At 66.8% G+C, this 23,484-nt stretch carries 19 protein-coding genes; 7 read left to right on the top strand and 12 right to left on the bottom strand.

What is annotated here, in order from left to right:
- Positions 1–29: 29 nt before the first annotated feature.
- Positions 30–3,710, bottom strand: a complete 3,681-nt coding sequence (locus tag MF407_RS03715) for a nitrate reductase subunit alpha (RefSeq protein WP_239701359.1) — start codon at positions 3,708–3,710, stop codon at positions 30–32.
- Between the two features lie 239 nt (positions 3,711–3,949).
- Here MF407_RS03715 and MF407_RS03710 point away from each other — a divergent pair, with 239 nt between their 5' ends.
- From MF407_RS03710 to MF407_RS03695, 4 genes are all read left to right on the top strand, one after another.
- Positions 3,950–5,236 carry a nitrate/nitrite transporter gene (locus MF407_RS03710; RefSeq protein ID WP_239701357.1) on the top strand — a complete coding sequence of 429 codons (1,287 nt, stop codon included), beginning with the start codon at positions 3,950–3,952 and terminating at the stop codon, positions 5,234–5,236.
- Entirely contained in the window at positions 5,233–6,630 is a 1,398-nt protein-coding gene (locus tag MF407_RS03705) for an MFS transporter (RefSeq protein ID WP_239701355.1), read from the top strand. The genes MF407_RS03710 and MF407_RS03705 overlap by 4 nt, the downstream gene beginning before the upstream one ends.
- A 165-nt stretch (positions 6,631–6,795) precedes the next feature.
- Positions 6,796–7,149, top strand: coding sequence for a YciI family protein (locus MF407_RS03700; protein WP_141929034.1), 354 nt, complete (start codon positions 6,796–6,798; stop codon positions 7,147–7,149).
- Positions 7,146–7,829 (top strand): DUF6596 domain-containing protein, encoded by a 684-nt coding sequence (locus tag MF407_RS03695; protein WP_141929035.1) that lies wholly within the window; start codon positions 7,146–7,148, stop codon positions 7,827–7,829. The genes MF407_RS03700 and MF407_RS03695 overlap by 4 nt, the downstream gene beginning before the upstream one ends.
- On the opposite strand, the gene MF407_RS03690 is transcribed toward MF407_RS03695, so the two are convergent.
- Positions 7,800–8,489, bottom strand: a complete 690-nt coding sequence (locus tag MF407_RS03690) for a response regulator transcription factor (RefSeq protein ID WP_239701353.1) — start codon at positions 8,487–8,489, stop codon at positions 7,800–7,802. The two genes, MF407_RS03695 and MF407_RS03690, sit on opposite strands and share 30 nt — an antisense overlap.
- Before the next feature lie 75 nt (positions 8,490–8,564).
- Here MF407_RS03690 and MF407_RS03685 point away from each other — a divergent pair, with 75 nt between their 5' ends.
- Together MF407_RS03685 and MF407_RS03680 are read left to right on the top strand one after the other, a co-directional pair.
- The gene (locus tag MF407_RS03685) at positions 8,565–8,939 is read left to right on the top strand and encodes a pyridoxamine 5'-phosphate oxidase family protein (RefSeq protein WP_141929036.1); all 375 of its coding nucleotides are present in this window, start codon (positions 8,565–8,567) and stop codon (positions 8,937–8,939) included.
- 10 nt (positions 8,940–8,949) lie between these two features.
- Positions 8,950–10,446 carry a GAF domain-containing protein gene (locus MF407_RS03680; protein ID WP_129625788.1) on the top strand — a complete coding sequence of 499 codons (1,497 nt, stop codon included), beginning with the start codon at positions 8,950–8,952 and terminating at the stop codon, positions 10,444–10,446.
- A 3-nt stretch (positions 10,447–10,449) separates the two neighbouring features.
- Here the strand turns inward: MF407_RS03680 and MF407_RS03675 are convergent, their stop codons facing one another.
- From MF407_RS03675 to MF407_RS03650, 6 genes are read right to left on the bottom strand one after another with little or no spacing between them, the layout of a single operon-like run.
- The gene (locus MF407_RS03675) at positions 10,450–11,487 is read right to left on the bottom strand and encodes an ABC transporter ATP-binding protein (protein WP_129625789.1); all 1,038 of its coding nucleotides are present in this window, start codon (positions 11,485–11,487) and stop codon (positions 10,450–10,452) included.
- Entirely contained in the window at positions 11,484–13,034 is a 1,551-nt protein-coding gene (locus tag MF407_RS03670) for an iron ABC transporter permease (RefSeq protein ID WP_129625790.1), read from the bottom strand. The genes MF407_RS03675 and MF407_RS03670 overlap by 4 nt, the downstream gene beginning before the upstream one ends.
- Positions 13,018–14,049 (bottom strand): iron ABC transporter substrate-binding protein, encoded by a 1,032-nt coding sequence (locus MF407_RS03665; RefSeq protein WP_239701351.1) that lies wholly within the window; start codon positions 14,047–14,049, stop codon positions 13,018–13,020. Before MF407_RS03665 ends, MF407_RS03670 begins: the two co-directional genes overlap by 17 nt.
- Before the next feature lie 2 nt (positions 14,050–14,051).
- Positions 14,052–16,625 carry an AMP-binding protein gene (locus MF407_RS03660; protein WP_239701349.1) on the bottom strand — a complete coding sequence of 858 codons (2,574 nt, stop codon included), beginning with the start codon at positions 16,623–16,625 and terminating at the stop codon, positions 14,052–14,054.
- A 57-nt stretch (positions 16,626–16,682) separates the two neighbouring features.
- Positions 16,683–17,915 (bottom strand): kynureninase, encoded by a 1,233-nt coding sequence (gene kynU / locus MF407_RS03655; RefSeq protein ID WP_239701346.1) that lies wholly within the window; start codon positions 17,913–17,915, stop codon positions 16,683–16,685.
- Positions 17,912–18,751, bottom strand: a complete 840-nt coding sequence (locus MF407_RS03650; RefSeq protein WP_345770823.1) for a tryptophan 2,3-dioxygenase family protein — start codon at positions 18,749–18,751, stop codon at positions 17,912–17,914. The genes kynU and MF407_RS03650 overlap by 4 nt, the downstream gene beginning before the upstream one ends.
- A 25-nt stretch (positions 18,752–18,776) precedes the next feature.
- On the opposite strand from MF407_RS03650, the gene MF407_RS03645 reads away from it, so the two are divergent.
- Positions 18,777–19,853: a DUF2330 domain-containing protein gene (locus MF407_RS03645; protein ID WP_239701344.1), complete on the top strand. Its 1,077-nt coding sequence runs from the start codon at positions 18,777–18,779 to the stop codon at positions 19,851–19,853.
- Between the two features lie 75 nt (positions 19,854–19,928).
- Here MF407_RS03645 and MF407_RS03640 read toward each other — a convergent pair whose 3' ends face one another.
- From MF407_RS03640 to MF407_RS03625, 4 genes are read right to left on the bottom strand one after another with little or no spacing between them, the layout of a single operon-like run.
- Positions 19,929–21,104 (bottom strand): SIS domain-containing protein, encoded by a 1,176-nt coding sequence (locus MF407_RS03640; RefSeq protein WP_141929042.1) that lies wholly within the window; start codon positions 21,102–21,104, stop codon positions 19,929–19,931.
- 46 nt (positions 21,105–21,150) lie between these two features.
- On the bottom strand, positions 21,151–21,357 hold the full coding sequence (locus MF407_RS03635; protein ID WP_141929043.1) for a hypothetical protein: 207 nt from the start codon (positions 21,355–21,357) through the stop codon (positions 21,151–21,153).
- A 17-nt stretch (positions 21,358–21,374) separates the two neighbouring features.
- Positions 21,375–22,796, bottom strand: a complete 1,422-nt coding sequence (locus MF407_RS03630) for a phosphomannomutase/phosphoglucomutase (protein WP_239701342.1) — start codon at positions 22,794–22,796, stop codon at positions 21,375–21,377.
- 17 nt (positions 22,797–22,813) lie between these two features.
- The gene (locus MF407_RS03625; RefSeq protein ID WP_239701340.1) at positions 22,814–23,479 is read right to left on the bottom strand and encodes an MOSC domain-containing protein; all 666 of its coding nucleotides are present in this window, start codon (positions 23,477–23,479) and stop codon (positions 22,814–22,816) included.
- Positions 23,480–23,484 lie beyond the last annotated feature (5 nt).

The raw sequence follows: 23,484 nt of genomic DNA, 5'->3' as shown, positions 1-23,484 counted from the left end.
GTCTTCGTCTCCTCTACTTTCCCGCTGGCTCAGTACTCGACGGGGGTGGTGCGCTTGCGGATCATCGTGACCTCGTCACGGTTGTTCCCGATCGGCCCGATGTAGTTGAAGAAGTAGGCCAGCTGGGCGTAGCCACCGACCATGTGGTTGGGCTTCAACAGAATTCGGGTGAGGCTGTTGTGGATTCCGCCGCGCTTGCGGTCGCGCTCGGTGAGCGGGACGTCGATGAGCCGGTCCTGTGCGTGGTGCATGTAGACCGTGCCCTCGGGCATGCGGTGGCTGACGATCGCCCGCGCCGCCACGACACCGTTGCGGTTGACCATCTCAATCCAGTCGTTGTCCTTGATGCCGACCTTGTCGGCGTCGCGGTCGCTCATCCAGACCGACTGGCCACCGCGCGACAGCGACAGCATGAACAGGTTGTCCTGGTACTCGCTGTGGATCGACCACTTGTTGTGCGGCGTGAGGTAGCGCACCGAGACACCGAGTTCGTTCTGCTCACCGATCGGTGCCTCACCGAACAACTGGGTCATGTTCAGCGGTGGCCGGTACACCGGCAACGCCTCGCCCATCCCGATGAACCAGTCGTGGTCGACATAGAACTGTTGCCGTCCGGTGAGGGTGTGGAACGGCTTCTTGCGCTCAATGTTGATGGTGAACGGGCTGTACCGGCGTCCGCCGGACTCCGAACCGGACCACTCCGGTGAGGTGATCACCGGAACCGGCGAGACCTGGGTGTCGGCGAAGGTGATCTGCTTGCCCTCGTGCTCGGCCGACAGGTCGGCCAGCTGGGTACCGGTGCGCTTCTCCAGGAACTCGAATCCCTGGGTGGCCAGATGACCGTTGGAGACGCCCGCGAGGTGCAGCATGGCGTCGGCCATCTGGACGTCGGTCTCGACCTTCGGCTGTCCCTTGCCGGCGCCGCTCATCGCGACCCCGTTGCGCTGCCGCAGGATGTCGACCTCGCGTCCGACCTGGTAGGCGACGCCCTTGGTGAGCATGCCGACCTTCTCCAGCAACGGGCCGATGGTCGTCATCTTGTCGTAGACCGCGGTGTAGTCACGTTCGGCGACGGCGATGACCGGCATCGTCTTGCCCGGGATCGGCTCGCACTCCCCCAGCTTCCAGTCCTTCACCTCACCGTGAACGGTGGCCATGGCCTCGGGGGTGTCGTGCCACAGCGGCTTGGCGATGACGTCCTTGCGCGTGCCGAGGTGCTCGACGGCGAGTTCGCTGAACTTCTTCGCGACAGCCTTCCACGCCTCCCAGTCCGACTTCGTCTGCCACGGCGGGTTGATCGCCGGGTTGAAGGAATGGATGAACGGGTGCATGTCGGTGGTCGACAGGTCGTGCTTTTCGTACCAGGTCGCCGCCGGCAGCACGACGTCCGACAGGATCGTCGAGCTGGTCATGCGGAAGTCGATGGTCATCAGCAGGTCGAGCTTGCCCTCGCCCGCCTCGTCGGCCCATTCGATGGACGTCGGACGGTGCTCCGGCGAGGCCTCGAGCGCCGTCGCGGCACTGTCGGTGCCGAGCAGGTGACGCAGGAAGTACTCGTTGCCCTTCGCCGAGCTGCCGAGCAGGTTGGAGCGCCACAACGACAGCACGCGCGGGTAGTTGACCGGGTTCTCCGGGTCTTCGACCGCGAATCTCATTGCGCCGGACTTCAATTCGGACGCGACGTACGCAGGAACCTCCATGCCGGCGGCCTCGGCCTGGTCGGCGATGTCGAGGCTGCTGCGGTCGAAGGTCGGGTAGCTCGGACTCCAGCCGAGACGGGCCGACTGCGCGAGCAGGTCCATCACTCCCTTGCCGGCGAAGATGCCGGTGCCGGCGTCCAGGTCGTCGGCGTTGTGGGTGTCGTAGCGGTACTGGCTGGTGTGCACGTACCAGTAGGAGGTCTGGTTCATGTGCCGTGGCGGGCGGTGCCAGTCGAGCGCGAACGCCATGTGCTGGAAGCCCATGATCGGTCGGATCTTCTCCTGGCCGACGTAGTGCGCCCAGCCGCCGCCGTTGCGTCCTTGGCAACCGGTGATCGTGGTCAGCACCAGCATCGCGCGGTAGATCTGGTCGGAGTGGAACCAGTGATTCACGCCTGCGCCCATCAGGATCATGCCGCGGCCGCCCGTGTCGATCGCGTTTTGCGCCCACTCGCGCGCCAGGCGTTCGACCTGCTGCGCCGGCACACCGGTGTGTTCCTGCTGCCAGGCCGGAGTGGCCGGTGCGGACGGGTCGTCGTAGCCGGTCGGCCACGAACCCGGCAGGCCCTCACGTCCGACGCCGTACTGCGCCAGCATGAGGTCAAGGACGGTGGTGACCAGACGTTCGCCGACGCGGCGGACGGGGACACCCCGGCTCTCGTAGGCGACCTTTCCGTCGCCGGCGTCGAAGCGCGGAAGCTCGACCTCGACGGCGTCGTCACGGGTGTCGTAGACACTGAGCAGCGGGTCGATTCCCTCGAGTTCGAGGTTCCACCTGCCCATACCCTCCTCGCCGTAACGGTCCCCGATGGATCCGTTCGGGATTGCCAATTCTCCTGTGTTGGAGTCGAATACGGCGGTCTTCCACATGGCGTTCTCGGAGTCGGACTTCGGTCCGCCTTCGACATCGCCTGCCACCAGGTACTTGCCCGGCCGCAGCACGCCGTCCGGGCCCTGGGTCAGGGCGACCAGGTTCGGCAGGTCGGTGAAGCGCTTGTTGTATTCCTCGAAGAACGGCACCTGCTGCTCGACGAAGAACTCCTTGAGCACGACGTGGCCCATCGCCATCGCGAGCGCCCCGTCGGTGCCGGGCGCGGCGGTGACCCACTCGTCCGCGAACTTCACGTTCTCGGCGTAGTCGGGGGCGACGGCGATGACCTTCTGGCCGCGATAGCGGGCTTCGGTCATCCAGTGCGCGTCGGGCGTACGGGTCAGCGGGACGTTCGAGCCCCACATGATCAGGTAGCCCGCGTCCCACCAGTCACCGGACTCGGGGACGTCGGTCTGGTCGCCGAACATCTGCGGCGAGGCGTTGGGCAGGTCGGCGTACCAGTCGTAGAACGACAGCATGGGCGCGCCGACGAGTTCGAGGAAGCGAGCACCGGAGGTGTAGGACACCGGCGACATGGCCGGGATCGGTGAGAAGCCGGCGATGCGGTCGGGACCGTACTGCTTGACCGTGTAAACGTGGGCGGCCGCCACGATCTCGACGACGTCCTCCCAGGTAGCCCGCACCAGGCCGCCCTTGCCGCGAGCGCGCTTGTACCGACGGGCCTTCTTCGGGTCCTCGACGATCGAGGCCCAGGCCAGCACCGGGTCGCCGCCGTGCTCGGCCCTCGCCGCACGGAACATCTCCAGCAGCACACCGCGCACGTACGGGTAGCGCACCCGGGTCGGGCTGTAGGTGTACCAACTGAACGCGGCGCCACGCGGGCAGCCGCGCGGTTCGTACTCGGGCTTGTCGGCCCCGGCGCTGGGGTAGTCGGTCTGCTGCGCCTCCCAGGTGATGATGCCGTCCTTGACGTACACCTTCCACGAACAGGACCCGGTGCAGTTCACGCCATGGGTCGAGCGGACTACCTTGTCGTGTGCCCAACGGTCGCGGTAGAACGCATCACCCGAACGGCCGCCCTCCTTATAGAGGGTGCGCAGGTCCGGCGACACCTTCTGCGGCTTGAAATGACGCCGCGTGCGCAACAGCGCATTGGTCATCGGGTCGTCGATCGACATCGGATCAATTCCTCACACTCGGCACAGCTGTCCCAACTCCCTTGACAGTAGGGAGGAACAGAACCGTCCGGAAGAGGACCAACGTCCCTATTGCGGACGCGTCCATCCTCCTAATTTGTGTAATGCACGGTTGTCTGCCGTGCGCCCCGAATGATTCAAGGAGCACTCACGCGATGTCCGCTACGGCATCCAGCACCATCCCGGCCGGCACGTCGCGGGGTTCCACCAGGGTCCTGGTGATGTCCACGATCGCCTTCACGTTGATGTTCGCGGTGTGGCTGATGTTCGGCATCCTCGGTGTGCCGATCCAGAAGGAGTTGAAGCTCAGCGACCCGCAGCTGGCCTGGATCAGCGCGGTCGCCGTCCTGAACGGTTCGCTGTGGCGCCTGCCCGCCGGGATGCTCACCGACCGCATCGGTGGACGCGTCGTCACGATCGCGATGCTGCTGCTGACGGCCATCCCCTGCTACCTGGTCGCGCACGCACACAGCTACGGCATGTTGCTGATGCTGGCCTTCCTGGTCGGCTTCGCCGGCAACCTGTTCAGCGTCGGCGTCGCGTGGAACTCGGCGTGGACGCCGAAGGAACGCCAGGGCTTCGCGCTGGGGGTCTTCGGTGCCGGCAACGTCGGCGCCTCGGTCACCAAGCTGATGCTCGTCGTCTTCCCGACCGTACTCACCGCCACGGCAGGCGCGACCTACTTCGGCTTCATCGAGGGCGGTTGGCGTCTGTTCCCGGTGATCTACTCCTTCGCCCTCGTGGCCGTCGCCGTCCTCATCCTGGTCGTGACTCCCCGCACGGACCGGATGGCCGGCGCGGGCAAGCCGATCGGCGAGATGCTCGAGCCGCTGAAGCAGATGCGGGTGTGGCGCTTCAGCCTGTACTACGCCGCGGTGTTCGGTGCGTACGTCGCGTTGTCGGCTTGGTTGCCGAAGTATTACGTCGACAACTTCGACGTCTCGCTGCACGACGCTGCTCTGCTGACCGCCACCTTCATCTTCCCGGCGTCCTTGTTACGTCCGGTGGGCGGCGCGTTCTCCGACCGCCTCGGCGCCCGCAAGGTCATGTATCTCACCTTCGGCGTCATGCTGGTGACCACCGGCATCCTGATGATGCCGAACGGACACTTGGTCATCGCGCACCCGGACGGACACACCAGTCAGCACCTTGCCTGGAACCTCGGCATCGCCCCGTTCGCCGTGCTGGTGGTCCTGCTCGGCTGCGCGATGGGTATCGGAAAAGCCGCTGTTTACAAGCACATTCCCGAGTACTTCCCCGACAACGTCGGTTCGGTCGGTGGCCTGGTCGGCATGTTCGGTGGTCTCGGCGGATTCGTCCTGCCCCCGCTGTTCGCCTACACCAAACAGTGGTCCGGCTTCCCGTCCAGCACCTTCTTCGTCCTCTTCCTGCTCACGGCCCTCTGCGCGATCTGGATGCACCTGACCATCCTGCGTATGCACCGCGAGCACTCCCCCGAAATCGCCGACCGCATCGAGCGGCCCGAAACAGTTGGAGCACAACGATGACCAGTACGACCGCGCCGCAACGCCGCGGCAAGGAGTGGCTCGAGGAATGGGATCCCGAGAGTGAGCAGTGGGACTCCGGTCTCGCCTGGCGCACCCTGTGGATCACGACCTTCTGCCTGACCCTGGCGTTCATCGCCTGGTTCCTGCCCAGCGCGATCATCCCCAAGCTCAATGCCCTCGGGTACAGCTGGACGAAGTCCGAGCTGTACTGGATGGCCGCGATGCCCGGCCTCGCCGCCGGTCTGCTGCGCCTGGTCTGGATGGTGCTGCCGCCCATCATGGGCACCCGCAAGATGGTGTCGCTGACCACCCTGCTCCTGGTACCCTCGACCCTCGGCTGGGGCGTCCGCGTCCAGAACCCCACCGCTCCGTACTGGGAGCTGATGGTGCTGGCCTTCCTCGCCGGTATCGGTGGAGGCGCCTTCTCCGGCTTCATGCCGAGCACCTCGTTCTTCTTTCCCAAGTCCAAGCAGGGCACCGCGCTCGGCCTGCAGGCGGGCCTGGGCAACTTCGGCGTCTCGATCGTCCAGCTGACCACGCCGTACCTGATCGCGATGAGCGGCCTGGCCATCTTCGGCGGCAGCCAGATGATGAAGTCGCCGGGCAAGGCCAGTCAGCAGGTCTGGTATCAGAACGCCGCGTTCATCTGGATCCCGCTGATGATAATCGGCGCGATCCTGGCCTGGACGATGCTGAAGTCGGTGCCGATCCATGCGAACGTCAAGCAGCAGTTCGACATCTTCAAGAACCAGGACACCTGGTGGATGACGTTGCTTTACATCATGACCTTCGGCACGTTCGCCGGCCTGTCCGCGCAGTTCGGTCTGCTCATGGCCAACTTGTACGGCACCGGTAACAGCGAGATCGTCAGCGGATCCGGTGCTGCCGCAAGGGTTTTGGTCGAGGGTTACACGCTGCCCGACCCGGTGAAGTTCGTCTTCCTCGGCCCGCTCATCGGTGCCGGTGCGCGCGTGCTGTTCTCCCCGCTCACCGACCGCATGGGCGGAGCGATCTGGTCGCTCATCTCCGGCATCGGACTGGTCGCCTCGATCATCTACACGATCCCGGGCCTGACGCCGGACACCTCGTCCGCCGCAGCCCTGGACTCGGGCTTCAACCAGTTCCTGTTCGGGATGCTCGCGATCTTCTTCTTCTCCGGCATCGGCAACGCATCCACCTTCAAACAGATGCCGATGATCTTCGAGCGGCGCCAGGCCGGCGGTGTGATCGGCTGGACGGCTGCCATCGCGGCGTTCGGTCCGTTCCTGTTCGGTATCGGCATCACCACGATGGGTGGCCCGGCCTTCTACTGGCTGGGTGTCGCCTGGGCGGTCATGTGCATCGCCATCACCTGGTGGCGCTACGCACGTCCGGGAGCTCCCAAGAAGAGCTGACGCTCGGTCCCCGTCGATTCGAACTCGCGGCCTGCAGTTGTTCTTGTGTGACAGCGTCGTGCTCGGAAAGAAATTTTCAGTGTGTTGTCGATTTCGGACGTCTCCGCACGACATGGTGTCGAGATCGCGAATCGCGCGAGACTCACCCACCGAGAGGAGCTCGACATGAAGTACCTGGTGTTGCTGATGGGCGACGGCGAAGAGATCCCCTGGAACGAGCAGTCGCCACAGCAACAAACCGCCTCGATAGAGAAGTTCGGCGCATTCGACGCCGCGTGCGCCCAGCGCAGCGGCGTCCAGATCCTCGCCGGCGAGGCACTGGGCGCGCCTGGAGATGCGAAGGTGATGCGCTCGCGTGCCGGTCAGGTCTCGATCACCGACGGTCCCTACGCGGAAGCGATCGAGGGGATGGGCGGTTTCTACCTCGTCGAGAGTCCCGATCTCGACACACTGTTCGAGCTGCTGCGTCTGTTGCCCGCCTACGACATCCAGGTCGCGCCGGTGGTCGACCCGGTGTGAACGATGCAGACGCCGCCGACGCACTCGCCGAGGCAGTGCGCTGCGACTGGGGGCGCCTGACCGCGCTGCTGGTGCGACGCACTGGGCGAGTGGACCTCGCCGCGGACGCGTTGGCGGACGCCTGCGAGGCGGCAGTGCGGACGTGGCCACGAGACGGCCGTCCGACCAACCCGACCGGTTGGTTGATGACCGTCGCGAGCCGTCGCCTGATCGATGCGCTGCGGGCCGAGAACACTGCCCGCAGCCGGTCGGACGAACTGCTTCGACAGGCCGAGGACACCGAGCATCGCCATAGCCGGCGGATGGACGAGGCGTTGCTGGCGTTGATGCTGCTGCAGCACGCGCGACGCGATGCTCGTGTCGTGGACGGCACGCTCGTCCTCCTCGCCGATCAGGACCGGAGCCGTTGGCACCACGACGAGATCGCCGAGGGACTCGGTCTCCTCGATCACCCGGCACTCGCATCACCGGTCGTTCGGCACGGACCGCCTACGACGAAGCAATCGCCCACTGCGACAACCCTGTCGAGCGCGCTCACCTCGAAGGCAGACGAGCCGAGTCGGCGGAGTGAAAGGTCCGCAGAACTCGCGGGTCAGCTGACCAGTCCCGCGGACACTCGATCTCGACTGTCCGCAGGACGCGCGGGTCACCTATGCCAAGTTGCGGACGTTCGGTGCTGATAAGGCGTGGGTGCGTAACCGCTCGACGAGGACGGCCGCCTGGGTGCGGGAGCCGAGGCCGAGTTTGGCCAGGATGCTGGTGATGTAGTTCTTCACCGTCTTCTCGGCGAGGAACAGTTCGCCGGCGATCTGCCGGTTCGTCATCCCGTCGGCGACCAGCAGCAGCACCCTGCGTTCCTGTTCGGTGAGTTCCTCCAGCGCCGGGTGATGCGAGATGTCGGTCGCGGCGATCCGGTCACGCACCTCGCGGGCGGCGCCGTCGTCCAGCAGGTTCTCCCCTGCGGCCACGCGCAGCACGACATCGACGAGCTCGTTGCCGCGGATCTGTTTGAGAACGTACGCCTGAGCCCCCGCCAGGATGGCTTGCATCATCGCTTCGTCGTCGTCGTAGGACGTGAGGATGACGCAATGGATGTGCGGGTCGATCGAGCGCACCTCGCGGCAGACGTCCATTCCCGAGCCGTCACCCAGGCGGCCGTCGAGCACCGCGACGTCCGGGCGCAGGGCGGGGATCCGCGCAATGGCTTCGACGGCGGAACCGGAGTCGCCGATGACCTCGCAGCGGCCGTCCTGCGACAGCACCTCGGCCAACCCCCGGCGGACGATCTCGTGGTCGTCGACCAGGTAGATCTTCACGGGAGTGTTCGTCGAGGTGCTCACGTTCCCGCATTCTGCCAGGCCCCCTCGGGACCTTGGTCCCTGGAGGTCTCCACCGTGACTCACAACACTTGCGTCATGGCTCAGCAGACGATCCTGCCCGCGCAGAGCCGGTCGTTGATCGACACGCTCATCAACACCGTCGGTCTCGGCCGCGTCGCGTTGTCGCGCGGCGCTCTCCCGGTCGTCCTGGTCGTGCGTTGTGAAACCGACGACGACCGCATCTTGCTGCGCAGCGACGACCAGACACTCGCCCGTGCCGCAGAGTCCGGCGACGTGGTCGCTTTTCAGGTCGACGACGTGAGAACGGACGGCGGCGGGTGCAGCGTGGTGGTGACCGGCGTCCTCGCGCCTGAATCCCCTTGTTCAGTGTGCCTCTTCCCGACGATCATCACTCTCACCGAGCTTCACCTCGGCCCACCGGTGAAGGGCACCACGGTGGGCACCGCCTAGGGTCGGACGCATGCCCGAACGGTTGCTGCCCACCGCTGATCCGATCCGGCGGGTTCTGGACGCGGTCGCCCAGGTCACCGGGGAACTCGAGCTCGAGAGCGTCCTCGACAACATTGTCCGCACCGCATGTGAACTCGTCGGAGCCCGCTACGGCGCGCTCGGAATCGTCGACACCGCAGGCGAGTTGCACGGGCTCATCTTCCACGGTGTCGACGCGTCGAAGTGCCCGATCCGGGAGACTCCGCACGGCCGGGGAATCCTGCGTCTGCTGATCGACGACCCGCGTCCCATCCGGATGGCGAAGATGACCGACCACCCCGTGTCGGTGGGCATGCCTGCCGCGCACAGACACATGGAAAGCTTCCTCGGTGTTCCGGTACAGGGTCGCGGCAAGGTGTTCGGCAATCTCTATCTGACCGAGAAAATCGGAGCGAACGAGTTCTCCGACGAGGATCTCGCGATCACCCAGTCCCTTGCGGCGGCGGCATCGATCGCGATCGACAACGCACAGCTGTTCCAGGCAGCCACCGCGCGGGAACGGTGGCTGCAGGCGGGAGTGGACGCGGTCGACATCATCGAAAAGGAGGGCTGGACGACGGACGTCTGGCAACGACTGAGCCAGCATCTCCGGTCGGTCGTGGGCGCAGACCTGGTACGCCTGCGTGACGCACCCGACGAGTCGACCCGCCTGTTGACCGACGACGAGTTGAGCGCCTGGGGACTCATCCCGGCCCGCGACACCGGACTATTACTGGTGATCGAGGCGGGTGGCGAACGTCTGTGCGCAATGGAACTGGTCTGGCGGGGCGGCAAGGACACCGTGCGCGACCCGATCGTCGAACAAGGACGTTCGCTGGCCGATCGCGTCGCCGGAGCCTGGTTGCTCGGCCGTCGGCGTGCCGAACTGGAGCGACTGGCGGTGCTCGAGGACCGCGACCGTATCGCCCGCGACCTGCACGACGTGGTGATCCAACGCCTGTTCGCCACCGGTCTGTCGGTGCAGGCCACGCTGGGTTCGCTTCCGGCTGCCGCTCAGCCACGCATCAACCGGGTGGTCGACGACCTGGACGAGACGATCAAACAGATCCGCCGCACGATCTTCGAGCTGCAGACCGGACCGGTAGCCCTGACCCTTCCCGCCCAGCTGAATGCGTTGGCCAACGACAGCGCGACCGCGATGGGACACGCCGCGCAGATCGAACTGCACGGCGATATCTCATGTCTGTCCGACGAACTCGCCGCCGACATTCTCACCGTGCTGCGTGAGTGCTTCGCCAACGTGGCGAGGCATGCTCACGCCGACGTCACGACCGCACGCATTGGTGTCGACGCATCAGGTGTGCGAATCACTGTGCAGGACAACGGAGTCGGCATCGACCAGACGGTGTCCAGGCGCAGCGGCCTGGCGAACATTTGCGACCGCGCTGTTGCCCGTGGCGGCAGTTGCAAGGTGGAACCCCGCCCCGAAGGCGGTACCCGCGTCGACTGGCAGGCGCCGACGGGCTGAGGTTCAGTCCTGGGCCGCGAAGACCCGCACCGGGCCCCGTACCGTCAGCGCAACGTGCTCGCCCGGCTCCATCGAGTCGGCACCGACCACTCGAGCCTTGACCGTGTCGCTGTGCCCGATGCGTAGGTTCATCAACGCATCGTGACCGTAGTAGACGCACGACTCGACGACGGCGTCCACCGCCCCGGTGCCGGCCGGTGACACCTGCACCTGCTCGGGACGCACCATGACCTCACAGGCGCCGGAGGGCATGAATCCGGCGACCGTCAGATCGCCGAGCCGGCAGTGCACCTTCCCCTGCGACGGGGTGCCCGGCAGGATCATCGCCTCGCCGAGGAAGGTGGCGACGTGGGGATCGACCGGTGAGCCGTAGACGGTGCGCGGTGGCGCGACTTGGCGGAAGCGTCCGTCGCGCAGCACGGCGACCTCGTCGGCGAACGACAGCGCCTCCGGCTGGTCGTGGGTCACCAGCAGTGCAGTCGCGCCGGTCTCGCGCAGCGCCTGCGCGGTGGCTTCGCGGGTTGCTTCCCGCAGCGCGGTGTCGAGCGCGGAGAAGGGTTCATCGAGCAGCACCACCGTGGGCGAGAGTGCCAGCGCGCGCGCCAGCGCGACCCGTTGCTGCTGTCCACCCGACAGCTGATCCGGACGACGGTCTGCGAGTTCGGTTGGCAGACCTACGATTTCGAGCAGTTCCAGGACGCGTCCACGGTGCTTACGGCGCGGGAACGGTAGTCCGAAGGCGATGTTTCCGGCAACCGACAGGTGGGGGAAGAGTCCGCCGTCCTGGCGCACATAGCCGATACCACGCTTTTCCGGTGCGACGAACGTCTTGCCGTCGGCGGCCACCTGGCCGTCGATGAGGACCGACCCGGCCAGCGGTACGAGGAAGCCGGCGATCGCCTTCAGCAGGGTCGACTTTCCGCTGCCGGAGTCGCCGAGCACGGCGGTCGTGGTGCCGGAACGAACCAGCAGGTCGATGTCGTGCAGCACCGGCGTCGAACCGTAGCCGGTGCGCAGACCTCGCACCTCGACGTCGCTCACGCCATCTCCTTCGGGCTCACACGGCTGCTTGTGCGGCGCAGTTGCCGTCGCAGCAGCAGCGTCATCGGCACGGACAGCGCGATCATCATGACCGCGTAAGGCGCCGCGGTCACGTAGTCTAGTTCGTCACTCGCACCCCAGAAGGCCAGAGCAAGTGTCCGCGTGCCGGTGGGAGCCAGCAGCAGGGTCGCAGTCAGTTCGGTGGACACCGCGAGCGCCACCAGTACGAACCCGGTCAGAAAGGACGGCAGCGCCAGCGGAAAGACCACGCGCGCGAACGTCCCGGCACCGCCGACACCGAGCGAACGGGATGCCTCCGACAGTTCCGGTGGCGCCGCCGCGAGCCCGGCACGCAGCGTGACCATCGCCCGTGGCACGAACAGAATCACGTAAGCAAGCACCAGCAGCGCGACCGACTGGTAGAGCCAGTCGGCCCAGCGAACACTGAGCGTCACCAGCGCCAGCGCCACCACGACTCCGGGCAATGCGGACGCGACGAACGTGATCCGCTCCAGGCTCATGGCGGTCAGATCACGGCGGCGACTGAGCAACCAGGCCCCCGGCAGCGCGGCGAGCACCGCGAGGAGCCCGCCGGCGACCGCCAGGCCCAGGCTCGTGCCGGTGACCCGCAGCAGCGCCGGCACGTCGACGGCGTTCCTGCCGATCGCGGTGAGCATCCAGCGGGCGACCAGCACAACGGGGACGACGACGGACACCGCGACGACCGCGGACAGGGCCAAGAGCGAGGGAATCTTCCACAGCCCCAGCGGGACTCGCTGCGGACGTTCAGGCGCTCCGCCACCCACACGAGCCACGCGTGCGCGTCCGCGCAGCACCACCTCGAGTGTCAGGACGACAATGCACAGCAGCAGCAGGACAGCGGCCAGCAGACTTCCCTGTGCGTCGCTGAACCCGATCGCGTACTGCTGCAGGATCGCGGTGGTGAAGGTTTGGTAGCGCATCATCTCCAGCACGCCGTACTCGGCGAGCAGGTGCAGCGCGACGATGAGTGCTCCGCCGCAGATGGCCGGACGCAGGCGCGGCAGCACGGTGCGCAGCACGGCCTGCCTGCGGTTCAGCCCGAGCGATCGGGCGATGTTCTCGTCGGCCCCGTCGAGCACGCGAAGCAGCGCTGCGACAGGCAGGAAGACGAACGGGAAGTAGGCGAAGGTCGTGACCAGCGCGGCTCCGGTGAACCCGCTCAGTTGCGGGCGCACCGAGACCCAGGCGTACGCACTCACGAACGCCGGGACAGCCAGGGGGGCGAGCAGCAACGTCCGCCACATCCCGGCGGCCGGCAGGTCGGTACGTTCCACCAGCCATGCGGCGCCGACTCCGATCAGGACGGCGGCCGGCACGGTCACGACCATCAGCAGGCCGGTGTGCTGCAGCAGTTCACCGATGCGAGGACGCACCAGGAACTCGACGGCGGCGTCCCAGCCGAGCGAGAACGCCTGCACCGCGATGACGATCAGCGGCAGCACGATGGACGCCGCAACGAGGGCAGCGAGCAGCGTGACGAGGGGGCTTCTAGAGGATGCCCGCATCCGTCATCATCTGGATCACGATGTCGGAGTTGAGGTTGAAGGGGTCGACCTTCGGCGCCTGCAGCGAGTTGAGCGCGGGCAACGCCGGGTCGGACTTGGCGTCCTTGCCCACGGCGTACTCCATCGACTTGCTGTCGGTCAGCACCTGCTGCCCCTGCAGCCCGGTGATGAACTTCAGGAACTGCTGCGCCTTGTCCGCCTTCTTCGAGCTCTTCAGCACGCCACCGGCGGAGAGGCTGACGAAGGCGCCCGGGTCCTCGCCCTTGAAGTAGTGCAGCTTGGTGTTCTTGCTGCCCTCCTTGGTCTTCGCCTGGTCGCGGTACCAGTAGTAGTGGTACATGATCCCGACCGGCACCTCGCCGGCGTTGACGGCCTTCATGGTGGCGACATTGTTCTGATAGATCTTCGCGTTCGCCTTCAGCGCCTTCAGCCACGCCTGCGTCGCGGGCTTCCCCTTCATCGCCAGCATCCCGGCGACGATCGCCTGGAAGTCGGCGCCGCCCGGTGCGCCGCCCCATTTGTCCTTCCACTGCGGCTGCTGCAGATCCATCATCGACTTCGGCAGCGCCGATTCCTTGATCTTGGACGGGTTGTAGACCAGGACGGTCGAGCGCGCGGCGATCGCGGTCCAGTCCTTGCTGGACGGCGCGAAACCTTGGGGCAGCTGGGCGAGCGTCGCCGCTTCGACGGGCGCGAGGAGGTTCGCGCGGGACACCACGGTCATCGCCGGGCTGTTCTCGGTGAGGAAGACGTCGGCGGGCGATTTGGCGCCCTCCTCGACGATCTGCTGCCCCATCGAGGAGTCCTTGCCGGGGCGGACCTGGGTTTTGACCCCGGTCGCCTCGGTGAAGGCCTCAGCCCACGCCTGGGTGACGTTCTCGTGCTGCGAGGAGTAGATCACCAGCGCGTCGGGGTCGGCCTTGAACTCGTCGTCACTGCCACCACAGGCGGTCAGGGTGAGTGCGGCGGCCGTGAGGCCCGCGATGAAGGTGCGTCGACGCAGGTTCGGTTGCACGGTCAGTGATCCTTCCGATCGGGTTGGGCGGGAAGCCGATTGCGCAGCCGGCGAACGGCTGGGTCGGCGAGCCACCAGATGAGGCAACCACCGGCCAGGCCGGTGAGCGTCTTGATGATCGCAGTGACGGTCCCGATCCCGGTGTCCGGGACGGCCTGGAACAGCTGGAACTGGAAGATGTAGATGTACAGCGATGCCGAGGCGAGCAGCACGATCGGCGCGATCATCCGTACTGGCACGCGCAGTTCCGGCACGAACGCAATCACCGTCACGCCGGCGACGACCATCAGGCTGCGGTGCGGGTCGGGGAACAACGTGGCGATGCCTGCCACCACGACCGCGATCGTGACCAGCTTGCGGACGACGTCGTCGGCGTGCGCGAGCGCCGCGCCGGTGGCGACGATCCAGAACACGGTGTACGGCAGTCCGTCGATGGGGCGATCGGTGACGGCCTGCGTGACGAACCGGGGCACCAGGGCGAGAGCGGCGATCAGCAAGTACAGACGCCAAGGGTCGCGATCCCGTGCCCTCGCGACCGCCGGGATCGCGACGAGTGCGGTGAGCACGAGCAGACTCAACACGAGGGCGTCGATGAACCACAATTCCACGCGGGAGTCGTTGGTACTGCCGAACAGCCAGTTGAGCATGAACACGTTCGGCCAGCCGTAGCGTTCGGTGAACACCATGCCGATGAACGCGGCACAGGCCGTCGGGACGCCGATGCCGATCACCGATCGCAGGGTCGCGCGCCACCGGCGTCCGGTGTCGGGCAGCGCCAGCCCGAAGCGGGCGGCGCTCCAGCCGGCGAGCGCGAGCAGGATGTGCGCTCCGCCGGCGAGGTCGACCACCTGGGTGTGCGAGGCACAGATCATCACCACGGCGATGGCGCGGACGACGACCGAGGTCTCGATGGTGCTTCGTCGTCGGGTGGTTGCCGTCGCGAGTTCGCGGACGGGTCGCCGGTGCCAGTCGCGCGGTAGATCCCCGACCAATGCGGTGAGACGCGCGGTCGCCGGGACGTGGGTCAGTGAGTCGCCCCCGTGTTCGACGAACGACTTGTCGGGGTCGACGGCGTCGAGCGCGAGCACGTCGCCGATCGTCGCGGCGACCATGGACACCGTCGCACCCGTACCGGCGCCGTCGACCGCCCGACGGGTCTGCGAGCACTCGTCGCGGGTGGCGGCGCGCACGAGTGCGTCCGCGCCGATTCGGTCGACCTTGCCGTTGTCGAGCAGTGGAATCGGCGTGACCGCGACGTCGATGACGGCGGGGCCGACCCCGCTCGCGACGGCTGCCGCTCGGCGGACCTTGGCGGCCTGGCGCAGTTCCCGCATTCGCGGTGCCACCGAGATGCGCAGGCCGCTGTCGTCTCCGCCGACGACGGCCTCGTACCCGGCGTCGCCGAGCAGGCGCTCGACCCGTCCGAGATCGACCCGCAGACCCATCAGCTTCACGAAACCACTGCGTCGGCCGACGATCCGGATGACGCCGTCGTCGATGCGTGCGAGATCGCCGGTGCGCAGTTCGTGCTGCATGCGCCCGAGTGCGAGATCGTCCGCATGTTCGGCGTAGCCGAGCATCACACTGTCTCCGGTGACGACGAGTTCGCCGACGCCGTCCGAATTAGCCTCCGGCACAGTGTGATCCAGGCGCACCTGGGTGCCTCGGATGGCGACTCCGACGGTGTCGGGGTGCGTCGATGCGGCCCCGGCGGGTGCGATGGCGATCCGGGCTGTGGCCTCGGTCTGGCCGTACATCACGCGCAGATCGATGCCCTGGCGGGATCCTGAGCCGGCGAGCCGGGTCACCGACTCGGGCGCCAATCGTCCGCCGGCCTGGGTGAGCATCCGCAGGTCGGGGAAGGCTGCGTCGAGCACGTCGTGCTCGAGCATCCACTGGGCCGAGTGCGGCACCAGCGGGACGTTGCTGACGCGCTCGCGGCGAACGAGGTCCCAGAACTCGTCGTCGATCGACGATCCGTCGTGCAGCACGATGGACGCGCCCGCCATCAGGTGTGAGTGCAGCACCGACAGCCCGTAGCAATAAAACAGCGGCAGGGCGGTGATGCCCCGATCCTGCGGCGTGAGACCGAGCGCTTCGGCGATACCGGCAGCGTTCGCGCGCAGGTTGTCGTGCGACAGACGCACCAGTTTCGGCGATCCGGTGCTGCCCGACGTGCTGGTCAGCACGGCGAGATCGTCGTGCAGCAGATGGGTGGGTCGCCCGTCGTAGGACACCCGCTCGAAGGCGTCGTCGCGGTGCCGAAAGTCGGGTGAGTAGGCCTGCAGCACCTCGTCGTTGGGAGCCGGTGAAAGAACCAGGGCGACGTGACCGGCTTCCAGCACGGCGAGATAGGACACGACCGCCTCGAGCGTGCGCTCGAACGGGATGTGGACCAGACAGCGGCCGTCGAGGCGGTCGGGCAACAGCGCCGCCCGCGTGTGCACAAGGTCGGTCAATTCCGCGCGGCTGATGTCGCGTCCGTTGACCGTGATCGCGCAGGCGTCGAGCTGCGTCCGCGTCGAGCTCGCGAACGCAGCAAGGCGCGGCGAGGCGAACGCCGGTTCCAGCAGCACGGCGTAAGGTTAGCCTGCACTAAGTGCAGACTCCGAATCGGCCGGGACGGTCGACTCTCAGCCCAGTGAACCGCGAATGAGCTCCATGCTCGTGGTGACATCGGTGAACCGGGTCGTCAGTGGCGCCAGGCCGATCCGAATGCCGTCGGGAGCACGGAAGTCGGGGATCACACCGTCGTCCCACAGCTGCCGATAGACCTCCCGGAAGTCGTTGCGGCACAACGTGATGTGCCCTCCTCGCCGCTTAGCATCGCGAGGCGACGCCAGTCGCACACCCAGCGGGGCGAGCCACGCATCGTGCACCTCTATCGCGAACTCGGTCAACGCGACGGACTTCTCCCGGATCGCCTCGACCTTCGCACGCTGCACCATCTGCACACCGGCTCGCACCGGCACCATGCCGACGATCGGCGGCGTGCCGCTCACCAGCGACCGGATACCACCGGCGGGCACGTAACCGGGCGCCATCTCGAACGGTTCGGCTCGTCCCATCCAGCCATGGATCGGCTGGCGCAGGTCGCCATGATGGCGCCGCGCGACGTAACCGAAGGCCGGTGCACCGGGGCCACCGTTGAGGTACTTGTAGGTGCAGCCAACCGCGAGGTCGACACCCCACTCGTCCAGTCGCATGGGAACGACCCCGACCGAGTGGCACAGATCCCACAGCACCAGGGCGCCGGCGTCGTGGACGATCTTCGTGATCGCCGGCATGTCGGCCAGCCATGCGGAGCGGTAGGCGACGTGACTGAGCACGACGAGCGCGGTGCGCTCCCCCACCACTGCGGCGATCTGATCGGGCGTGACGCCGGTGTCGGGGTCGGCATCGATCCACCGAAGGGTGAAGCCACGTTCGCGCGAAATCCCTTCCAGCACATAGCGATCGGTCGGGAAATTGTCGGTGTCGAGGACGATCTCGTCGCGTCCGTCCGGAGCCGCGTCGACGGCAGCTCGCGCAAGCTTGTAGAGCATGACGGTGGTCGAGTCGGCCACGACGGTCTGTCCGTCAGCGGCTCCGAGACAGGCATCGGCGATGAGGTCGCCGGTCTGCTCGGGCCACTGCATCCAGGGGTCGTCGCCGTCGGTCCAGCCGCGGATCAACTCGCTCCCCCAGGCATCGGTCACCAGTTCGGCCAGTGCCGACTGGGCGGCCTTCGTCGGGCGGCCCAGCGAGTTGCCGTCGAGGTAGGCGGCCAGGCGACCCTGCTTCGCCGGGACGAAATCGTCCAGGAAGGGCTGTAACGGGTCGTCGAGGTCGAGGTCCATCGCCCGGCGCACGAGTTCGTCGATCACGAACCGATCGTCCCTTCGGCGATGCGCCCACGCACGGCGTAGAGCTCGGGGAAGAAGGTCTGCTCGAGGGCGCGGCGCAGGAAGGGGACGCCTGCGCTGCCTCCGGTGCCGCGTCCCATGCCGATGATCCGTTCGACGGTCTTCAGGTGGCGGAATCGCCACAGCTGGAAGTTGTCCTCCAGGTCGACGAGTTCCTCGCAGGTTTCGTAGATGTCCCAGTACTCGTCGGGCTTGCGGTAGATGCTCGCGATCACGTCGACGAGTTCCTCCGAGGCCGGATAGGGCCGCGACCAGTCGCGGTCGAGCAGTTCGGGCGGCACCGGCAACCCGCGGCGAGCGAGTAGTTGCAGGAAGACGTCGTAGAGGCTGGGTTCGTGCAGTTCGCGCTCGAGTTCGGCGATGGCGTTCGTGCGCCCTTCGAAGACCTTGACCATGTCGGGGTTCTTGTTGCCGAGCATGAACTCGACGATGCGGTACTGCAGCGACTGGAAACCGCTCGAGGTCGCAAGAAACCTTCTGAACTGGGCGTATTCGCTCGGCGTGAGCGTCGCCAGGACGGTCCACTGCTGGCTCAGCGTCGCCTGGATGTGCTTGACCCTGGCCAGTCGTTTCAATGCCGGCGCCAACTGGTCGGCGGCGATCAGTTCGCGTGCCGAGCGCAGTTCGTGGATGACGAGTTTGAACCAGAGTTCGCTGGTCTGATGCTGAATGATGAACAGCAGCTCATCGTGCTGCGGCGGAACGGCGCGGGTGTGCTGGGCGTCCAGAAGGGTGTCGAGGTCGAGGTAATCGCCGTACGACATTCCGGATGAGTCGTGGGTCACATGGTGGGTCACGAGAGCGAGACTACGGGGGGCTGAGATGAGATTCACCACGAGGCAAGTGCTTCGCCTGGTGCTGGCTGCCGTGCTCACGACGGTGACCGGCCTCTTCGCACTCCCGAGGGCGGACGCTTGCGCGTGCGGCGGGATGTTCGTGCGCGAGGGATCGAGCCTGACCGTGCCGACCGAGAAGGCATTGGTGGTGCATTCGGGTGGCCGCACGGACGTGACGATGAGTCTGCTGGTGCGCTCCGAGGTCCGCGATGCCGGTCTGGTGGTGCCCACGCCGGCACCGGCGACGGTCTCACTCGCGGACAACGACACTTTCCTCGCCCTCGATCGAGCCACCAGCCCCATCCGCAAGGACCGTTGGCACCTCATCGGCAGTGACGGCGACACAGCGGTGTCCGGTGCAGCGACTCCAAACGGTGCCTCCGAAGCCAGCGGCGTCCAGGAGCTGTCCAGCATCGACCTCGGTCCGTTGCGTGCAACGACGCTCAAGGCCGGCGACCCGGCATCGCTGAGGCAATGGTTGAGCACGCGCGGCTACACGGTGCGTCCGGCTGTTCAGCACATCCTCGACCAGTACGTCGCGAAGGGTTGGGCGTTCGTGGCGATGCAGTTGACCTCGGCCGGCAGGAAACTCTACGGAGACATTCCGCCGGTGACGATGAGTTACGCCGACAAGCAGTTCGTCTACCCGATGCTGCTGTCGCAGGCAGCGACGATCGACCCGGTCGTGACGACGTATGTGCTGAGTGACCGCCGTGTGCAGCGCACCGACTCTTCCGCTCGCTCCACCTCGGTGGAGACGAGGTTCGCTGCTGACATGCGCAAGCGCCGTGGCACCGTGACGGCACCCATCCGGGATGCAGTGGCGAAGGCGCCCTACCTGACTGTGCTCGAACAGGGCTTCGATGCTCCGCACAAGCAGATCGTCAGCGACTTCACCTTCGGTCGCGCGGCGACGGACGCCGAGCACATCCCCGTCGCCTACAACGACAAGTACGTCTTCACGCCGGCGCAGTTCACGTTCGTGGTGTTCGCGCTCGTCGCGATGATGGTCGGCACCGTGGTGCTGGTCGACCGGCGGCGCCGGACGCGTTCCGCTGCTTGAGCAGCGCAGACGACTGCGCCCTCGTACCTCGGGCGCAGGGCTCAACCAGCGAAAGTGGGGACGATCCTTCGTCGCTCAGAAGCCGCGGGTGCGGTCGCGCAGGTCGGCGACGTGCGGCGAGATCGACGGGTCGATACCGGTGCCGATGGCAAGGTAGGTCGCGATGTAGTCGACCATCGCCAGGTGCCCGGCGAGGCGCGCGATCGGATGTCCTTGCGCCGCAACGAGTTCGACGATCTTGCATCCGGCCGCATCAGCTTCTGCCTTGACCGCGTCGGCGAGCGCGACCTGACGCAGTGAATCCGGGTTCTCGCTCGCGACGTCCCGAAGCATCAACAGGCCCAGCCGGGGTTGGGCCGGCCCGTCCAGGAACGGGTCGGCGAAGATGTCGGCCTCGCGGCCCGCCGAAGTGCCGTTCCCACCGCCGGCGGTGAACGGTCCGTCGAAGCACGCCACGACTTCGGACGCGGCATCGGGAAGTGAGCCGTACGACGCAGGCACGCGAGCCGTCCGGGCCAGCATGCCGGCCGCCCGAACCGCAGCCACGCCGGTCAACGCGCCGTCACCCAGGATCATCGGCACCGTCGGAGCAAGCGTCGCGGCGGCCAATTTCGCGGGATTCACGAACGACTCGGACGACGGACGGCACTCCTCCGCCTTCTGATCGAGCGCCGTCGACGCCTCGGTCAGCGCGTCAGTTGACGCATCGGCGATCCCGAGCTGATGGGCACCCAGCAGTACTGGGGTGAGCAACGACCAGAGCGCGGTCCGGCTGGAAGACCTCCCACGTCCGACTCCGACGTGAACTCCCCTGGCCTGACGGGTGACGTCTGCCAGCGGTGAATCCTCCGCACCCACGGTCAACAGTGACGCACCGCGCCGAGCAGCTTCGATGGCGAGCCCGAGCGGACCCGGAGCACGTCCGGACAACGACACCGCGATCACCATGTCGAGCGGTCCGACCCATCCGGGGAGAGGAACGTTGCTGCGGCTCGCGACAGGCACCGGCGAACCGGCTTCGGCCAGCACCCGCAGCACATCGCCGACGACCTTCGTGCCACCGACAGCGGCCACCAGCACCGAGCGCGGACGGGTGCCATCACCGATGCGCTCGATGCCGGCTTCCTGCGACAGAGTGATGCTCTCGCGCACCTGTGCGCCGGCCGAGGCGAGTGCCCGGAGTGTGTCGCGCGAATCACGCAACGCCAGTTCGTCCGGGTCGTCGACCCACGATTCCTGCAGCTCGGGCATGAACCCTCCTCGGTGCGCGGTGTCCTTCGGCCGGCCGGACGAAGACTCAGACGGTGAAGACTCGTGCCTCGTCGGCGAGCATCACCGGGATGCCGTTCTCGATCGGGTAACCGCGGCGCTGCCCCGGCTGCTCGCAGTCGCCGGCGCACTGCAGTTCCGCAGCGCCGTCGGGTGCGGTGCCGTCGATCAACTCACCGGTGCAGACAGGGCAGCGCAGGATCTCGCGCAGCCAGCCGTCGATCTGTGCAGTCATCAGCTTCTCCTCGGGCGTCAGGAACGGATCGCTGCCAGCGCAGCGTCACGCACTCGTGTCATTGTTTCATCGTCGGCGGCCTCGACGTTCAGGCGAAGCAACGGTTCGGTGTTGCTCGAGCGGACATTCAGCCACCACATCGGCGCGCCTTCATGGGTGATGGTGAGTCCGTCGAGCTCGTCCTCGGTGACCTCACCCTGCTCGGCACCCCACTCGCGGACGCGAGCGGTCGCAGCGGCCTGGTCGGTCACCTTGGAGTTGATCTCCCCCGACGCCGGGTACTTGGCGAACTGCGCGATCAGCTGAGACAACGGCTCGTCCTGCTCACCGAGCGCGGCCAGCACGTGCATGGCGGCCAGCATGCCGGTGTCGGCGAACCAGAAGTCACGGAAGTAGTAGTGCGCCGAGTGCTCGCCACCGAACACTGCATCGTGCTCGGCCATCTGCGCCTTGATGAAGGAATGGCCGACGCGGGTGCGCACGGTGCGGGCACCGGTGGCCTCTACGATCTCCGGCACCGCGCGCGACGAGATCACGTTGTAGACGATCGCAACATCGGACGGATCCGACCCGTCCGCAACGGCTTTGGCGATCTCCCGTGTCGCCACCAGCGCCGTCACCGCGGACGGGCTGACCGGGTCTGCGTTCTCGTCGACGAAGAAACAACGGTCGGCGTCCCCGTCGAAGGCGAGGCCGATGTCGGCTTCGTGTTCGCGGACCGCTGCCTGCAGGTCACGCAGGTTTTCCGGCTCCAAGGGGTTGGCCTCGTGGTTGGGGAATGTGCCATCGAGTTCGAAGTACAACGGCACGATCTCCAGTGGCAGCTCACCATCACCGAGGACCGCCGGGACGGTGTGGCCGCCCATGCCGTTGCCGGTGTCGATGACCACCTTCAGCGGCCGGCCGTCCCGCAAGTCCACCAGGTGGCGCAGGAACTGTGCGTAGTCGTCCAGCAGGTCGCGTTCGGTGATCGTGCCGGTGCGCGCGGCACCCGACAGCTGGTGCAGATCACCCCGGTCCAGCGTCCACTGCGCCAGGTCGCGGATCTCGGCGAGGCCGCTGTCCTGTCCGACCGGACGGGCACCTGCACGGCACAGTTTGATGCCGTTGTACTCGGCCGGGTTGTGGCTCGCAGTGAACATCGCGCCCGGCACGTCGAGAGCGCCGGAGGCGTAGTACAGACCGTCGGTCGAACACAGTCCGATGAGCGTCACGTCGACACCGTGCGCAACCACACCTTCGGCGAACGCGCGCGCCAGACCCGGTGAACTCGGACGCATGTCGTGTCCGATCACGACCGCGGTCTCCTCGGCCGGCAACACGACAACTTGCGCGAACGCCGAGCCGAGCGCTCGCGCCACCGACTCGCTGAGCTGTTCGGGCACGAGGCCGCGGACGTCGTACGCCTTGATGAATTCGGACAGATCCACTCGACTCACCCGGCGAAGCCTAGTGGTCACTGAAGACGGGAGCGCGCGGCCAGTCGCTCGACGTGTCGCTGGTGGTACATCGGCGGCAGGCACCCGGCTCGCACCACGAGTTCGGAGGCGTCATCGTCGCCCATCGCGGCGGCGAAGGCGGTCTTCATGTCGACCTCGTGGTCGGGTCGACCGATCAGTTCGATGGGGTCACCCGGACGAACGGTGCCCGGCTCGACCACACGCAGGTAGACCCCGCAGCGTCCGTGCGTGGTGAATCGCTTCACCCAACCGCGCACTCCGAGGTGGTCGGCGAAGGTACGGCACGGGCTGCGCGGAATCGACACCTCCAACAGTGCGGAGCCGATCCGCAGTTGCTGGTTGATCAGCAACCGCTCCAGGTCGATACCGGTCGTGGTGAGGTTCTCCCCGAACCATCCATCCGGGAACTCCTCGCCCAGTTCACGGCCCCAGTGGTCAAGTTCCTCACGCGCGTAGGCATACACGGCCTTCTGCGCTCCACCGTGATGCTTGCGATTGCCGACGAGATCGCCCACGACACCGGAGCCGTCCCCGTAGTCAGGGCCGGGCGCGAACACCTCGATCGATTCGTGTGGCAGCTTCACGATCCCCGTGGACCGTCGACCCTTACGGGCAGGCGGGGGCGAGGCGACGTTCGTCGACAGGATGCGCGCGGAAGTCACCGCTC

Origin of the sequence: Yimella sp. NH-Cas1, assembly GCF_022359705.1 — a bacterium.
Taxonomy (GTDB): domain Bacteria; phylum Actinomycetota; class Actinomycetes; order Actinomycetales; family Dermatophilaceae; genus Yimella; species Yimella lutea.
This window is presented reverse-complemented; position numbering and strand designations above follow the sequence as displayed.

Coding starts and splice junctions, on each gene's coding strand:
- MF407_RS03710 (WP_239701357.1), top strand. CDS start 3,950: ATGTCCACGATCGCCTTCACGTTGATGTTCGCGGTGTGGCTGATGTTC.
- MF407_RS03680 (WP_129625788.1), top strand. CDS start 8,950: ATGCCCGAACGGTTGCTGCCCACCGCTGATCCGATCCGGCGGGTTCTG.
- MF407_RS03645 (WP_239701344.1), top strand. CDS start 18,777: ATGAGATTCACCACGAGGCAAGTGCTTCGCCTGGTGCTGGCTGCCGTG.
- MF407_RS03685 (WP_141929036.1), top strand. CDS start 8,565: ATGGCTCAGCAGACGATCCTGCCCGCGCAGAGCCGGTCGTTGATCGAC.
- MF407_RS03700 (WP_141929034.1), top strand. CDS start 6,796: ATGAAGTACCTGGTGTTGCTGATGGGCGACGGCGAAGAGATCCCCTGG.
- MF407_RS03670 (WP_129625790.1), bottom strand. CDS start 13,034: ATGCGGGCATCCTCTAGAAGCCCCCTCGTCACGCTGCTCGCTGCCCTC.
- MF407_RS03640 (WP_141929042.1), bottom strand. CDS start 21,104: ATGCCCGAGCTGCAGGAATCGTGGGTCGACGACCCGGACGAACTGGCG.
- MF407_RS03705 (WP_239701355.1), top strand. CDS start 5,233: ATGACCAGTACGACCGCGCCGCAACGCCGCGGCAAGGAGTGGCTCGAG.
- MF407_RS03635 (WP_141929043.1), bottom strand. CDS start 21,357: ATGACTGCACAGATCGACGGCTGGCTGCGCGAGATCCTGCGCTGCCCT.
- MF407_RS03715 (WP_239701359.1), bottom strand. CDS start 3,710: ATGTCGATCGACGACCCGATGACCAATGCGCTGTTGCGCACGCGGCGT.